The following is a 15,159-nucleotide window of genomic DNA, read 5'->3' on the forward strand; positions in this document are numbered from 1 at the left end:
CGTGCACAAGCGCAGCAACATACGTATAACTCAGAAGGCGGGGCTCATGAAGAGTCCCGCTTTTATCCAGTGCACAGGGTTGTTTCAGGAAGAATCTCCGCCAGCGGCGTGTCCAAAAATGGCTTCAGACAAATCGTTGTTTTCTATGAACTGCAAGATAAGCTTCGAACTGGTGGCAAAGGACCGGGGTTCACCCAGGATAGTGGAGGAGATTACCCCCACTATTTTATCGCTCGAATCTATGACAGCACTGCCGCTATTTCCGGGCCAGGTCTGTACGTTGAATTCCATGGAGTGGGTGTACACATCGGGTGTTGAAGCATTTTTTGATTTGCGGATAACGGCCACATCTTCGGCGGTGAATGTTCCGTAGAGCGGTGTCCAGGGGTACCTCTTGGTATTCCCAGTATCTGAATTACTTATTGGCTTGGTAGGATGTCCGATGACCGTCACCTTTTCGTTGGGCAATGGCTTAAGATTGAACTCCTTGAAATAGCTGTCCTGATAGGTTTTTGGGATTTTGTTAGCGTCAATCTTCAGCAGTGAGAGGTCTTCCTTAAGATCTGTTGCCACTAATGTGCCAAGCAGATACCCGTCCGATTTTTGCGCATAAAAGGTAATTTGGAATCGTAATTTCTTCCCATTATAACTGGAGGGAGCCACGTGATTATTAGTGACAATGTATCCGCCGGGTAACATGAAGCCTGCACCAATGCCAATCTTTGTCTTGGTCCCTTGACCGGACAGTACATACTTGTCTATCATAACAACACGTGTCAGATTCTTGTAATTACGATAGGCTTTGGCTTGCTGTTCCTTGGATAATGCCGGGTTGCTGGTGTAAGGCCGGACCTTGATCCCGGACTTGGTGACCGTTGTGGATGTAATGGACACTTTGCTGACAGCAAAAGCTGCGGCGATATGGATGCCAAATGTTAGAACCGCAACAGCCAGTAGGCACGAGAGGAATCTGCTAACCCACCGAGTCATAATCACTCCCCCTTTAGTTTTATACTATTGAGGAGTGAGACATGTTGTGACGGTCAGTCTGCGGATATGTAAGATTGCATACGAAAAAGACGAAACACGATTTTGACTCCAATCGCATTTCGTCTCTTAAGAAAAGGGGATAAATTATACTCTTCCAGCTTCCGTAGCAATAAATATTGATGGGATAACAATCATTAAATAGAGTCCTGTGGGGAAAAGATTGGGTAATAAAGGATTGTTCCACCTAAGAATACTAATCGCCGGGCATTTGCCAACCCGTCTCCTCATCCCAAATAGCATCCGTATCATCTAGATGCACATGCCAATCCCCACTAGAAATACTTCTTCTAATATCCGTCAAACAGGCCAACCAATAATACAGCACATTCAATGTATCTTCAAAATCATTTGAAAGGGGCAGCTTTGTCGAACCTGCAAAGATCACCGTTGGTTCATCCTGATCATAGTCATAAACATAAAATGTTTCTCCAATATCCTTCAATTCAAAACCCGCATTGTATTTATCAATGATGGCCCTGATCTCCTGCTCCTCACTGCCCGTAAGGTTATGATTTCTCGTACAAGTGTAATAAACAGAAACTCCCATGCTTTATTTCTCCCCTTTTGTGCTGGTTAGTGATAACAATACATACCCACATTTTCACAGTCTAATCCTTTATTTTCATTCTATTTTAGCACTTGCTCGTCTGGAGCTAAATGAACAAGTCGTTTGAGCTTTTCAGCAAAGTATTCGCGCCGGGTTCCAGTTATACTAAAAGGATAAGTGTTGAAACGTAAGCGCAGACTGGCATAACCGAAAGGATGATCAAGAAATGGAAACTAGAGCAATCGCAGGTACAAGCAGGGCGGGACGTCCATGACTATGAGATCAAGCAAAATAGTCAAGGTGCCTAATGAACTGGTAAAGTTTCCGAATAAAAAAGGGAGCTTGAAGCTGGATGGGATGTCCGTTATCGAACTCTGCTTTTACACGCAAGGCATAAAAGGAACCTTTTTTTTGCAGGATCATCTTCTGCTAATCATCAAGTCGGGTGTCTATACAGTTCGCTTCGGTGATCAAGAATATACGATGCGGAGCAACGAAATGATGTTTATTCATAAATCAATGGGCGTCGAATACGAGAAAGCGGGTGAACCCGATTCCGATTACATCCTCGACTATATGATGTTTTTCCTGAACGAGAAGATAGTAGATGAATTCCTCAAATTCGCCGGTTTAAAACCGGTTTGTCCCGTGAATGAGGTTGTTCCGATAACAGTCTTTCCGATCAATGACCGCATTGGAAGCTATATCGAGTCGTTAAAACCCTATTTCGAGCACCCTAACGAAGTCAAAGATGGACTGGTTCGTGTGAAACTGATGGAATTGCTGTTTCACATAGCAGATTCGAATGATCGTTTGTTGCATCAAATGATACAACCCATAAGCAAGTACAGTGGCAGCATCACAAAGATCATGGAGGAGAACTTCATGAATCCCGTTTCCCTTAACGACCTGGCCTATTTGTCCGGCAGAAGCCTGGCGACGTTCAAAAGGGATTTTCAAGCAATATACAACACCTCCCCGCTCAAATGGGTTCGCAATCGAAGACTGGTTAAAGCCAAGGAACTGTTAGCGGAAACAGCGTTATCTGTTACGGATATCTGTTTTTCAACCGGATTCGAAAATATCGCTCACTTTTCCAAAGTATTCAAGGCAAGATTCGGACTTCCACCGTCAGAGTTTAGACGGCAGCTGAGGTTGAAGAAGGATGCCTAAAGGGGCTAAAAAATGAGCTAAATAGACAAATAGAATGAGCTTGTAGGCAAAGAAATGTATTCGTCTCCCTGATATTCTTATCTCATGCGGTAAACGCAGCCGTATTAAAATAAGAACGTAGGGAGGCAATTTTATGAATAAATCTAAGATCGTATTAATTACAGGTGGAAACAAAGGTATCGGTTTTGAGACAGCAAGACAATTGGGAAATATGGGATACGAGATTTTAATAGGAGCAAGAAGCAAAAATAAAGGACATGAGGCCGTAACGTTATTGGAAAAGGAGAAAATTAAAGCTAAAACAGTGGTTCTTGATGTCACGAACCCCAGCTCCGTTCTCTCCGCAGCAGAATGGATTGAGCAAGAGTATGGATTGCTTGATATCTTGATTAATAATGCAGGTGTGTTTTTCGAAGAAAACACCTCTCCCGTTGAACTGGAATTGTCTATTCTCAAGAATACCTATGAGACAAACGTTTTTGGTGTATTTTCTGTCACTAAAGCAATGCTTCCTTTGCTCAGAAATTCTTCTGCCGGAAGAATCGTTAATCTTTCCAGCGCATTAGGTTCCTTAACCTTGAATTCAGACTCAACGTCGGAATTTTATAAGGCGAATTCACTCGCCTACAATAGTTCTAAAACGGCTGTAAATGCTTTAACCGTTTCCTTTGCTAAAGAATTAAGTGATTCTCCTATTAAAATCAACTCCGTTTGCCCTGGATTTACAGCTACCGATTTAAATGGTAATAGTGGCTATCGTTCAGTCGAACAAGCAGCTTCCGTTGTAGTGGAGCTTGCCACAATAGCTAGTGATGGTCCAACTGGCGGCTTTTTTGATGAGCATGGAGTTGTGGCTTGGTAAAAAGGGGCGTTGTTGTAAATCACATTCAATACGGTGAACCTTGACGCAGGGGTAAGGTTTTTTTACCGGATAGGTACTGCTAAAACAACATGCAACAGTTTGTTTACTTTAAGGTGTTTCGTGATGCATCCGCTATCCTCTAATAAATCAATGAGCTTGGGGAGTAGAAGAGAATCCTCATCACCTTCATGCGCTGTGCTTCCTTCCCCGTCAATCATCAAATCCGCGATGCAGATCCTTCCGTGAGGTTTTAATACCCTGCGCATCTCCTGAACAGCTAACAGCATTTGGCCGCTCGTCAGATGATGCAGGGCAAAGCTTGAAACAATAAAATCAAATTTCCCGTCAAGGTACGGAAGTGCCAGGAAATTGCCAAGCTTGGTCTCCATCTCGGGAAATTTGCGCTGGCACTCTTTTAACATTTCGTTGGACTGATCCACCCCAGCCATCACCGCGCCTTCATGGATCAGTCGGCCGGCTAAATTTCCCGTACCCGTTCCAATGTCCAAACCCCTATCACCAAGGATGGGCGAGACCCACTTCACAACGAGCCGCAGCGCCTCATCATAGTCCCCATATTTCCGTGTGTCCTCTTGAACCAACTGATCGTGAACGCCGGCTAAGCGGTCATACCCCCACTTATCCTTCCATGTCCGTTGTTCCCTCAGTCTTCTCGAACCCTCTGCCAGAATGTAAATGTCGTCAAGCGGAAGGGTATGGTCATTCTTGAGGGTTTCAATCATTTGGTCTGTTGTCTCGATAATCTGCTGCATTTCGACCCACTTGGTGAACATGACGGATCGCTGGAGTTCCAACAAATATCGTAATTGACTGTTTCCTTTGGCTTCAATATCCAATAGTGCAGTCCGAATCTCACTAACCGGCATTCCTGATTCCCTGAGTGCAATGATCGTCTGCAAGCGCCAAATATCTTCTTCGTCAAACCTCCGGTACTGATTGTCAGGTTGTTTGGAAGGAGCAATGAGACCTTTGGCTTCGTAAAACCGAATCGCGCGCTGCGATATTTTCAGCATATCAGCGACTTCTTTTATTTTCATGAGCTAGACCCCTTTATGTTCTTGACCCTCACTTAACGTCAAGGTTTAGTATAAACCCTAGAAAAGGAGGCTGTCACGATGAAGACGTTAATCAAAGGCGCGACCATCTTAACCATGGGAATCGAGGAACCCTATATCGGGGATATTCTCATCGACGGGGACCGCATAGCGGACATTCAGTCCATTATATCTACTGGGGCGGATGTGATCATTCATGGCGGGGGGATGGCTGCAATGCCCGGGCTGATCAACGCCCACCAACACTCGTCTATGAGCTTATTGCGTGGATTTTCCGACGATTTGAAGCTTATGGATTGGTTGAACCAGAAAATGCTCCCTGCTGAAGCACGCATGACTCCAGAGGATATTTATTGGGGAGCAAAGCTCGCGATGGCGGAAATGATTAAATCGGGTACGACAACCTTCGCCGACATGTACATTCACATGAATGAAATCGCGGCAGCGGTAGAAGAGGCCGGTATGCGGGCTTCTTTAACACGGGGGCTCACCTTCCTCGAAAATGACGGAGGGCGGCGAATGTCCGAGGCGCTTGATCTCGTTCGTCACTGGAGCGGTGCAGCGGAAGGCAGAATCACGACCATGCTAGGTCCGCATTCCCCTTACACTGTTCCTCCGCAGCCATTTAGAGAGCTTATCGAATTAGCGGAGCAGGAGGACATACCGTTACATACTCATTTGGCCGAAACGAAAGAGGAAGTCATTCAGATTCGGGAAAAGTATAATCAGACCCCAACCGAATATTTGTATCACCTCGGTCTGTTTGAACAGGCGCATGTGCTCCTCGCACATAGCGTGCATCTAAATCGCCGTGATATCGGTTATCTGAAAAGTATGCGGGGCGGAGTATCCCATAATCCAGTGAGCAATCTCAAGCTTGGCTGCGGCATAGCGCCGATCAAGGATATGGCTGACCAAGGGATTACGATAGGCTTAGGCACGGATGGGGCGGGCAGCGCCACCACGTTAGACATGTTCGAGGAGATCCGGGCGGCAACATGGCTGCAAAAATTGGATTACGGGGACCCCACGAAGCTTCCTGCAATGGGTGCTCTTCGCATGGCGACGGCTGGAAGTGCGCAGTTGCTCCGCATCGCCCATGAGGTGGGCACGCTCGAAATCGGGAAGAAGGCAGATATCATCTTGATTGATATGAGAAAACCCCACTTGCAGCCGATACACAACCTCCATTCACTGCTCGCATACTGCGCTAACGGTGCGGACGTGGACACCACCATCGTTAACGGAAAAGTCTTAATGCAAGGCCGTCAACTGCTCACGATTGATGAAGACGAGTTATTGGAGCAAGTATCGCTGCGGTCTAAGCGTATCGTTGGAGGCATTTAATTCCTAATTACTAGAAACGCGGGCAGCTAATGTCCGCGTTTTTCGTTGATTTTGTTGCGTTAGACTGTCCGTTTGCTTAACGAAGCGTCCTCGCTAGTCTAGTACTTTATTTTCTTTAACATCGGCATATGGGCTTGTTTTTGTAGAGGTTGTGATTATATGCGAATACTGCATAAAAAACAATATATACCCACTATATCAAGTAAACTTGGAAGTGTGGATCACTATTGTGTACAAGTATCGCGGCACATAGAAAGGGAGTGATAATCATTATTTTGGAGGATTTGTATTATGGGAGTTTGCGTCCCAATGAACGGATGAAGCCAAACGATCCTGAATCGCGAAGGATTAATCAGCGGATTATTGATTCATTAGAGATGCTTAGAGAGAGACTACCCGAAGAAGATTTTGATCAGATCGAGAAATTACTGGAGCTACATAGTGAATCCTGCTCGCTGCATTCGGCATTATCTTTTATTCAAGGCTACAAAATAGGTGCGTTAATGATGATTGAGGTGTTTGGCGAGGACAAAAGCTCTATTTAAAGAGGCATAAATTTAGTAGTAAAGGAACCGGGGCGTAATTTTGCTTCGGTTTTTATGTGAGGAAATTATGAGTGGAATTAATCTCGCAATACACCATCTAGGGGAGCGCGATGAAGGCAGGTGAGGATTGAACAACTTCTGAAAAAACACCAGTGTTCATTACACATGGAGAAATTTAGTTCTTTTGGAAGGGGGGATGGGTATCTTGTCGAATATTAAAAAAGAGGATGGAGTACGCGCTTGTTAATAATAGTTCAGGGTAAGGAAGGATATTTTCAGGTCAAGGAGTGTGTCAATTATGAACAAAAAGTTAGTGATATCTAGTTTTCTTATTATGTTTTCAGTAGGATGTCTATCAATTACGGTCTATGCGGCAACTACAGGTTTCTCTTTAAGGGTAAATGGGACTGCAATTAAAGGGGAAGCAAAGGTTATTGATGGAGTGACGTATGTACCTTTGCGCACAGTTATTGAAGGGATGGATGGGTCATATCATGTCATGCCGGAGTCGAATACAATCAGTATTTTGAGAAGGGACATAAGCATGTATGGCGGGTACACCGAGTCCAATCCATTACATTCTGGTTCAAAAGCATATTTTGAAATGAATGAAAATTTTAATAAATTCATTGGATCAGTCTCCATTGAAGAAACGAGCACAGGAAAGGATGCTCTGAAAGTCCTTCAGGAGAAAAAAGAACTTGCTCCAAGCGGTTATTCCTATGTTCTTATAAAAGTGAACCTTCATATCTTAGCATCTGAAAAACCGGGGGCATTGCTGTCAATAAATAATTCTAGGTTTGAATATATTGATTCAGTAACTCTAAAGAGAATTCCTTCTGTTATGTTCCTCAAATATTCTCCCAGTGTATCTGAAGGGAAACCTTTTAACGGTTGGGTTGGATTTTTAATCCCCGAAGGTCATCAATCCGGAATGATAGTTTTGTCAAGTCCTGATGATCGGCAGAATGCTTTATGGATGAAAGTAGAATGATATTAAAACCATTCAAATCCATTGTTCCAATGGATTTCCTATAATAATAGCAAGAATATTATTGATGGAATATAATGGTATATTATGATTTTATGATGGTGTATTCACTTTTTTGAAAGATACATAAGATTAAGGCTCTCGGTTATGATTATTCTGCTAATACCATCCATTTTAATCAGAGGAGGCTTAAAAGAGAATTGTATTGGTTCACTACAGTTAGTTAAGAAAAGGATTATTGTGCATATTGATAAAGAGGGGCGTTTATGAGAAAAAAGAATTATTTATATGTATTAGCTTGCTTTATGCTGTTACTTGTAGGATGTACATCACAAGAATACAAAGACAGAATCAAGTCTGGGCAAGAAGCAATGGCAGCTAAGGACTACAAGAAAGCGATTAATGATTTCCAGGAAGCATCTGAGCTTGAATCTAAAAAAACGGATTCATCGGAGTTGTTACACCAAGCTCAATCTGCTCAGAAGCAAGCTATTAGAAATGAGATTGCTATAGCAATTACAAATCACAAAGCATTCATAGATAAGCAGGAATGGGACCAGTCTATCAAGGTAATTAATGACATCAAAGTATCCCTATTAGGGTATGAGGCCAGTTTTACTGAAGAGATTGCTCAGCTTGATGTGTTACATAAAAACTCCTTGGCGGGCAAAGAAATTGCTGAAGGAAAGGAACTACTGAAAATTCAATTATTTGATGAAGCACTTAAGCATTTTGAGACTTCGCAGAGTATGGTGGATTCAGTTGAAGCACAGATGCTGATGTCTGAGACTTTAAAGCAAAAGAGTGTACACGAAGAGGAACAAAAGAGACTGGCTTTTGCCATTAAGAACAATGTTTATAAATTTGAGATGTCTGATTCTAGTGCTCAGCAGAGTTATGACGTTTATTTGTTTTCTAATTCTGAAAAAATTCAAACTAATGATTTGGCATGGGCTTGCGCGATGGAAGGAGATCGACTGTACAGCGGTATTTATGACATAGCTACTGTAAAACAGGGAACAACAGATGTGAAATTCTATTCTATTGGTGAACGTCAGATTAATTATGATAACAAAGAAGTTTTTATTGTTAAAGGGAAGCCTGATTTATTCGCGGTTTCAACCTGCGAAAGCTCTAATTTTAGTACGGTTAGCTATTGGTATATTCATAATGATGAGCTTACGATGGTTAAGAGTTCAGAAGGGGACGAGGGCTTTAACATCCTGAAAGAGAATATTAAATCTGCTGGAATCAATAAATATCAATCGGTAGCATATTATAACGCAGGCGATATTTCATGGGTCTTTGATAACTGGATTTTAAATGTTGATAAAGGAATTCTATCCCATGAAAAAGCATTGACATATACTTGGCAACGGTTTGAAGAAGGTCAAAATCAATTTAATAGATTTAAGACTGAAAAAGATTATATTGTAATAAAATAACGAAGTTAAATGTAGGAGATGATCAAATGGCAGTACCAGGTTACCAAGATTTTATGTATCCTTTTTTGAACCAGATGAAGGATGGAAAAGAGTATAAATTACAAGAAATATATGTTCTACTGGCAAAGCATTTTCGTTTAACAGATGACGATATTACGGAACTTCTTCCAAGTGGAAAACAAACCTTGTTACATAACCGAATTGGATGGGCAAGAACATATTTATCAAAAGCAGGGTTAATTAAAGTACTGAGAAGAGCTGTATTTAATATTACAGATGAGGGATTGAAAGTATTAGCAGATACATCTGTCAATAGAATCGATAATAAGTATCTAAGTAGATATCAGAGTTTTAACCAGTTTATAAATAAAAATGTGGATAAACCAAATACTGATGTTGTAGAGAATAACAGAACTCCTTGGGAAATTATTGAGCAAAATTATAATATTTTAAAAAATGAACTACAAGATATGATTTTAGAAAAGATATTGGAATGTTCACCTGCATTTTTTGAGCGATTAGTGGTCGATTTGATTGTTGCTATGGGCTATGGTGGTTCTGTAAAAGAGGCGGGCAAAGCAATAGGCAAATCAGGTGATGAAGGGATTGACGGGATTATTAAAGAAGATGTGCTAGGTTTGGACATGATCTATTTACAAGCAAAACGATGGAACTTAGATTCTAAAGTTTCTCGTCCTGAGATTCAAAAATTTGTTGGAAGTTTGGTTGGGAAAAAAGCATCAAAAGGCATTTTTATTACAACAACTAAGTTTTCAAAAGATGCTCGAAACTATGTAGAATCAATTGATAAGCGAGTAATACTAATTGATGGGCAAGAACTTACGGATTTGATGTTCACCTATAATATAGGTGTATCGAATGAAGATATATATATCACTAAAAAAATTGATTTAGATTTCTTTGAAGAGTAGAAAATTCTTTTGAGGTGTTAAGATGATAGAGAGTATTTGGAAGAGGATACGTGAAAATGAAGGTGAAGTTTTTAAGCAGATTAGAGGTGCTGAGTTTACTTATGAGATAAAGGGAAATTCTATACAACTAAGTAGAACGAATAGAATACTCTCTAAGAATGTTTTCGTCGAAGCATTAAAACATGTTCCGCTTGATAACACGGTGCCGTTACAACATCTTCAAGCTCCGTCATATTTGTTTGCGATACTTATGGATAATAGAATACGTAAGGACTATTGGTGAATTATTATAGTTGGCACATGTTCGCTGCATTCCGCATTATCTTTTACCCATGGCTACAAGATAGGTGTGTTAATGATGATTGAGGTCTTTGGCGGGAGAAAAGTTAAATATAATAAGGAGTCTACAGGATGAAACTAGGAGCAACCTTATACATTAAGAATACCATTGAGGCTGTAGCATTTTATTCAGAAGCCTTTGGACTTACCCTGGGCTATCATGAGAGATTTCCGGATGGAACATTTATGCACGCATCATTACTTAGAGATGGACAAGAAATATTTGCTGTCAGTGAATCACACAATGATAACTTGGTTAATATCATGCTCTCATCATCACTAGAGGGATCACATCCAACTATGAGTTATGGGATTAACTTTGAGCGTGAAGAAGAAGTGAACAAGGCATACGAAATGCTAGCGAAGGGCGGCACGGTGTTATTTCCGTTAGGCGCCCTTCCCTGGAGCTCCTGCTGTGCTGAAGTCGTCGATAAGTACGGCGTGTACTGGTATATCACGGTAGATCCTTCTTCTCAATGAAGCTCACCGTATTGCCGTCGGGGTCAAGGAACCAGAAGGAGTAGCGCCCCACGGTCTGCGCTCAGGTGGAGAGGTAATCCCGATACCGGGGATGGCTTGCTTCAGACGGTCATATTCAGCCAAGACATCATGAACATAGAACATTAGTGACATATTCTTGTCATTGACCACGTTCACTTGGCCCGGATTGTGGACCGCAAGCTGAGCATTGTCGAATCCGTAATGCTGCCCTTCAACAACCGGAGATTCCTTGAGCACGATTTCATAAAAAGCAGCGAGACGCGGCGCATTGTCAGTGAGGATACAGACTCCACAAAGCTTCATATGTATACCTTCTTCCTATTTTTGCATTTATTTTAATTTTCTGAATAGCGTGCCTGAAGCTTTTGTTTATGCGATATCAAGATATCTTCAAGCGATATATCATATTTATTGGCGATGACAATGAGATTTCCTAGAACATCTCCAAGTTCTTCTGTTAATTCAGCTTTATTCTCTTGAAATGTGCCTGCAACCTCATCTGGACGATCCCTGCCAATCTCTAACGCACGAATTGCGCGGGCGACTTCCCCAGTTTCTTCAGCAAGAAATCCAATACGAACAAATATATCTAAGTCCGACCAGTTACGATTTTTGTAATATTCCCTAACCCATTGTTGAAATTCAGTGATATCCATGTTTCCCTCCGGTATAAGAAGATTGATAGACTCAAAAACTCGAATATAATAATACCATAATTACACTCATTATCCTGTGGCATCAGTGTTAGCTGTTACCATTCAACTACTTCGTCCGCCCAAAGAAAAACGAATACCGATCTGCCGCCCCCAACTCAGTAGTCTCTGTACGATCAATAAGCTGTAATGCCTTCAATAGAGACCCGACTTGTTCGCGCATCAGATTCACATCGAACTTATCCATTTCTCTATTTGCGCTATCTACCAGGAGATAATCCGGCATGGGGATCAGTCCAATCATTGGAATCCCGGCATTGAACAGGGGCTGACTCTCACCGAATTGAAACTTATTATGTCCGCGCAAGATTACTGTCCGGGTGTTACTTCTATCTTCAACAGCTTTCATCCAAATAGCTTCCATTATTTCATTCCCTGCATAGGTGAATTCTGTGCTTATTGCTCCAGTCGGTGCATATTCACCGGAAGCATTGTCCTTCCATTCCAAGCTGCCTAGATGCTCTACAGTGAGTCCTGCCACGGCGTTCAAATGTCCATCCTTACCATCCCACAGCTCAGGATGAGCCTGCATCCAGGTTGAGGTTGCCTGCGAGGTACCTTTGAATTCAGGCAATCGGAAATGTCCTGTTACGAAGGTGAAGATCATAGTCCGTTCTGGCTGCTCCTGCTGCTGCAGGTACCGAATCATAGAGAGCATGCCGATCGCACCGTCTTCTTCTACCACATTTATACCATCGGTATGCGTATTTATAATGATCGATTCCTTTTTGTTCTTTCCTTCAATTTTCACATAAAAAGATTCTGTCGGCGCATGTTCCTGTTTTTCTGCCTCTAAAATCACTGTGCCCGCTTTATGCTCCTTAGCTGCATTGATCACTTTCTGTCCTTCTGTTTTATTGACCCAGACTGCCGGGATTCCGAAATAATGCTCGGTGAATGGGAGGTATTGCTTTTCAGCCTTGTCATCTGAAACGCCATCCCAGACGATAATGACTGCTTTAACGCCCTGTTCCTTGGCTTCTTCCAATTTTGCATGCTTCAAACCTGTGGTCAGGACTAGATCGCCTTCATCTGAAGGAACTCCGCCCGGCGCTCGAAATGTATCGCGTATGTTCATAACCAGTGCCATAGGGAAATTCTTAAGGTTCTTGATTTCAACGACCGCTATGTTGCCCTTGGCTTCCTCATATTTACCAGGTTTAGTATAGACAAGCTCTCCGGTTACTCCATTGCTATCGGTCTCCCCAGAGTAAGGAAACGCTGAAGATACATGAATTTCCTCGTTATCAATGATCACAGAGCTGTTCTTCTCTTCCCAGCGGTCAAAAGTATACTTATCACGGTACACAGTAAGCCCCATATCCGTCACCTGCTGCTGTAACCAGGCAATGAACCGATTGTGACCTTCAGAGCCCGTTGTACGGCTGCCAAAAGAATTCATTTTTTTTATGTTTTCCAACATGAGGGCTGGAGAATCAAGCTGGTCATTGTTTGTTTCAACATTCAGTTCAGCAGGCAGAGTAACAGACCTCGTAATAGGCTGAGCATATAGGTTAACGATCCAAATCACACTGGAAACTAAAGCCACAATACCGTACAACACTCTCCGAACTACTAGCAAAACCTTCCCGCTCTTACGCACTTCACCAGCAAAAAACACATTCCATACCCCTGCTGCGATTAGCAGTAAAATAGCAAGTGCGTATATCCAAAACTCCTTAGTGACTAAGAATAAAATCTCGGTTACCAAGGCAACTGCAAAGACCCAAAACACTTTACCTCTGTTCTTGAGGAGAAGAGTATAAATACCTAATTGTGCCAATAGAAAGATTATTGCTACTACAGCGAACAACATTTCTTTCCCGATAAATACAGAAGCACCAATCGCTAGAATCAGGAATAGAATCCCCGACAGTTCTCCTTTTAATTGACTTCTCATAATATACCTCTTTCGTTAAAAGCATATTTGCCCGTTTTTTAAGTCTACCATTAACTATATTTCACTATAAGGGTTGAAGTATACTTCAAGGTCAAGGCAGGGAGAGAAATTAAATATGGCAGTAGCGTTTTATTCGGAAGCTTTGGGATTTACCCTCGTTGTGCAGGGAACGGCTGCGTCAATACGTCTTACTAGTTAAGTACATCTTGAACCAGACGACAGATCTTGAAGGAGCTTAATAATGAAGAAGACAACGCGAAGAAAAGAATTGCTGCTAAAAGGCATTGCGATGCTGCTGATCGTAGTCCTTGCTACGGCTGCATGTTGGCATGAGATTGGAACTCTTTTGGCTTCAGGGAAGGTTGACAGTGAGTCCGCTATGGTGCAGAGCATCATGGACAAGACAGCGACTCCAGGTATAGCGATCCTGTCCGCCAAAGGAGGCAAAACCGAATTCAAAACCTACGGCTACGCCGATAAGGCGCAGGGGCAGGAGGTCACAGCGGAGTCGCTGTTTGAGCTAGGCTCAACGACCAAGGCATTCACGGCTCTGGCAGTGATTATGCTGCATAACCACCAGGGGGTCTTGGCTTTTACCGACGATGTCTCGAATTACCTACCAGAGTTTGCTCCGACCTATAAAGGTGAAAAGGCTAAAATCACCATTAACCAGCTACTCTCACATACCAGCGGAATACCGTCCTGGAGCATCCGTCTGATCCCTGAAGGTTCAGATAAGGAGCAGCTTGCAGCAACCATACATAAGATGTCCAGCCTTAAGTTAGATACCGATCCGGGGAGCGCCTATCAGTACGCAACGGTGAATTATGATATTCTGGCCGCAATCATTGAACAGGTTACAGGGATGAGCTATCAGGATTATGTGACGCAGCACATCCTGAAGCCGCTGGGGATGAACGACAGCTATTTCTCGACAGGGCAGGAACGGAAGCCGGAGCAGCTTGCGCAGGGGTACCGGGTGTTTTTTGGCAAAAGTATGACATATGATGCTCCAAGATACTACGGAAATATAGCCGCAGGGTATCTGGTGACGAATCTGAACGATTTGCAGCACTGGGTCAACGCTCAGATGGGGACCAGCGACATTCCAGATGAGCTAAAAAAGGCCATTCAGCAATCGCATGAGCCTGACCTCCGTACAGCGGGACATGAAAGCGAGGACCTGCGCTATGCCTTCGGCTGGAGTCAGGAACGGGATACGCAGGTGATCCGTCATAGTGGAAGTAACCCGAATTATGCCTCACAGGCGATCATCGATCCGCAGCGGAAGGAGGGGGTGTTCGTGCTGGCTAATGTGAACTCTACCGCACCTACCCTCATTGCCCAGAATATCTATGATCAGATGCACGGACAACCGATGAAGACCTTCAAGTATGACGATACGTATATCCTAATGGATGGGATAGCTTCATTTTTCGTTGTGTTAACTGTGATCGGTATTGCTTTTAAGCTCATTCGGCTGGCAGGAGGGAGAAGCGATTTTGCCACAGACAAGGGGATTCGCCGTCAAAAAATTAAGGCACGTGTTACGATTCTTATCAGAGCGCTGTTGTTACTATTGGTACTAGGCTGGCCTTTATTGGTAAACTATAATTACACTATGATTAGTGTATGGATGTCCTATTCCGTATTGCTGTGGATGGGGCTGGCTTCGCTTAGCTGCGTGTTGTCGATGATTCTGGCAGGCAGGAATTGGCGGTGACCGGAGCTGCCAGCC

Annotated in this window: 15 protein-coding genes; 9 read left to right on the forward strand and 6 right to left on the reverse strand. The window is 42.9% G+C overall.

Going from position 1 to position 15,159, the window contains the following annotated elements:
* Positions 1–84: 84 nt before the first annotated feature.
* Together MKY96_RS09235 and MKY96_RS09240 are read right to left on the reverse strand one after the other, a co-directional pair.
* The gene (locus tag MKY96_RS09235) at positions 85–990 is read right to left on the reverse strand and encodes a serine protease (protein ID WP_340939979.1); all 906 of its coding nucleotides are present in this window, start codon (positions 988–990) and stop codon (positions 85–87) included.
* 253 nt (positions 991–1,243) lie between these two features.
* On the reverse strand, positions 1,244–1,597 hold the full coding sequence (locus MKY96_RS09240) for a hypothetical protein (protein ID WP_340939981.1): 354 nt from the start codon (positions 1,595–1,597) through the stop codon (positions 1,244–1,246).
* Between the two features lie 276 nt (positions 1,598–1,873).
* On the opposite strand from MKY96_RS09240, the gene MKY96_RS09245 reads away from it, so the two are divergent.
* Positions 1,874–2,770, forward strand: a complete 897-nt coding sequence (locus MKY96_RS09245) for a helix-turn-helix domain-containing protein (RefSeq protein ID WP_340939983.1) — start codon at positions 1,874–1,876, stop codon at positions 2,768–2,770.
* A 133-nt stretch (positions 2,771–2,903) separates the two neighbouring features.
* Positions 2,904–3,632 carry an SDR family oxidoreductase gene (locus MKY96_RS09250; RefSeq protein WP_340939985.1) on the forward strand — a complete coding sequence of 243 codons (729 nt, stop codon included), beginning with the start codon at positions 2,904–2,906 and terminating at the stop codon, positions 3,630–3,632.
* A gap of 62 nt (positions 3,633–3,694) precedes the next feature.
* On the opposite strand, the gene MKY96_RS09255 is transcribed toward MKY96_RS09250, so the two are convergent.
* Positions 3,695–4,690 (reverse strand): MerR family transcriptional regulator, encoded by a 996-nt coding sequence (locus MKY96_RS09255; RefSeq protein WP_340939986.1) that lies wholly within the window; start codon positions 4,688–4,690, stop codon positions 3,695–3,697.
* Between the two features lie 78 nt (positions 4,691–4,768).
* On the opposite strand from MKY96_RS09255, the gene MKY96_RS09260 reads away from it, so the two are divergent.
* The 6 genes from MKY96_RS09260 (at position 4,769) to MKY96_RS09285 (ending at position 10,787) form a co-directional block, all read left to right on the forward strand.
* Positions 4,769–6,055 carry an amidohydrolase gene (locus MKY96_RS09260; RefSeq protein WP_340939989.1) on the forward strand — a complete coding sequence of 429 codons (1,287 nt, stop codon included), beginning with the start codon at positions 4,769–4,771 and terminating at the stop codon, positions 6,053–6,055.
* 260 nt (positions 6,056–6,315) lie between these two features.
* A complete protein-coding gene (locus MKY96_RS09265) occupies positions 6,316–6,600 on the forward strand; it encodes a DUF6809 family protein (RefSeq protein WP_340944506.1) in 285 nt (94 codons plus the stop codon).
* Positions 6,601–6,898: 298 nt separating this feature from the next.
* Positions 6,899–7,594, forward strand: a complete 696-nt coding sequence (locus tag MKY96_RS09270) for a hypothetical protein (RefSeq protein ID WP_340939990.1) — start codon at positions 6,899–6,901, stop codon at positions 7,592–7,594.
* 263 nt (positions 7,595–7,857) lie between these two features.
* Positions 7,858–9,036, forward strand: a complete 1,179-nt coding sequence (locus MKY96_RS09275; protein WP_340939991.1) for a hypothetical protein — start codon at positions 7,858–7,860, stop codon at positions 9,034–9,036.
* Positions 9,037–9,062: 26 nt separating this feature from the next.
* On the forward strand, positions 9,063–9,968 hold the full coding sequence (locus MKY96_RS09280) for a restriction endonuclease (RefSeq protein WP_340939992.1): 906 nt from the start codon (positions 9,063–9,065) through the stop codon (positions 9,966–9,968).
* 411 nt (positions 9,969–10,379) lie between these two features.
* On the forward strand, positions 10,380–10,787 hold the full coding sequence (locus tag MKY96_RS09285; RefSeq protein ID WP_340939994.1) for a VOC family protein: 408 nt from the start codon (positions 10,380–10,382) through the stop codon (positions 10,785–10,787).
* Between the two features lie 3 nt (positions 10,788–10,790).
* Here the strand turns inward: MKY96_RS09285 and MKY96_RS09290 are convergent, their stop codons facing one another.
* The 3 genes from MKY96_RS09290 to MKY96_RS09300 all read right to left on the reverse strand — a co-directional run bounded on the left by MKY96_RS09290 (position 10,791) and on the right by MKY96_RS09300 (position 13,421).
* On the reverse strand, positions 10,791–11,111 hold the full coding sequence (locus MKY96_RS09290; RefSeq protein WP_340939995.1) for a VOC family protein: 321 nt from the start codon (positions 11,109–11,111) through the stop codon (positions 10,791–10,793).
* Positions 11,112–11,143: 32 nt separating this feature from the next.
* Positions 11,144–11,464 carry a MazG nucleotide pyrophosphohydrolase domain-containing protein gene (locus tag MKY96_RS09295; protein WP_036733455.1) on the reverse strand — a complete coding sequence of 107 codons (321 nt, stop codon included), beginning with the start codon at positions 11,462–11,464 and terminating at the stop codon, positions 11,144–11,146.
* 106 nt (positions 11,465–11,570) lie between these two features.
* Positions 11,571–13,421: a hypothetical protein gene (locus MKY96_RS09300; protein ID WP_340939997.1), complete on the reverse strand. Its 1,851-nt coding sequence runs from the start codon at positions 13,419–13,421 to the stop codon at positions 11,571–11,573.
* Positions 13,422–13,662: 241 nt separating this feature from the next.
* Here MKY96_RS09300 and MKY96_RS09305 point away from each other — a divergent pair, with 241 nt between their 5' ends.
* Positions 13,663–15,144 (forward strand): serine hydrolase domain-containing protein, encoded by a 1,482-nt coding sequence (locus MKY96_RS09305; protein ID WP_340939999.1) that lies wholly within the window; start codon positions 13,663–13,665, stop codon positions 15,142–15,144.
* Positions 15,145–15,159 lie beyond the last annotated feature (15 nt).

The organism is Paenibacillus sp. FSL R7-0302 (assembly GCF_038006885.1).
Classification (GTDB): domain Bacteria; phylum Bacillota; class Bacilli; order Paenibacillales; family Paenibacillaceae; genus Paenibacillus_AQ.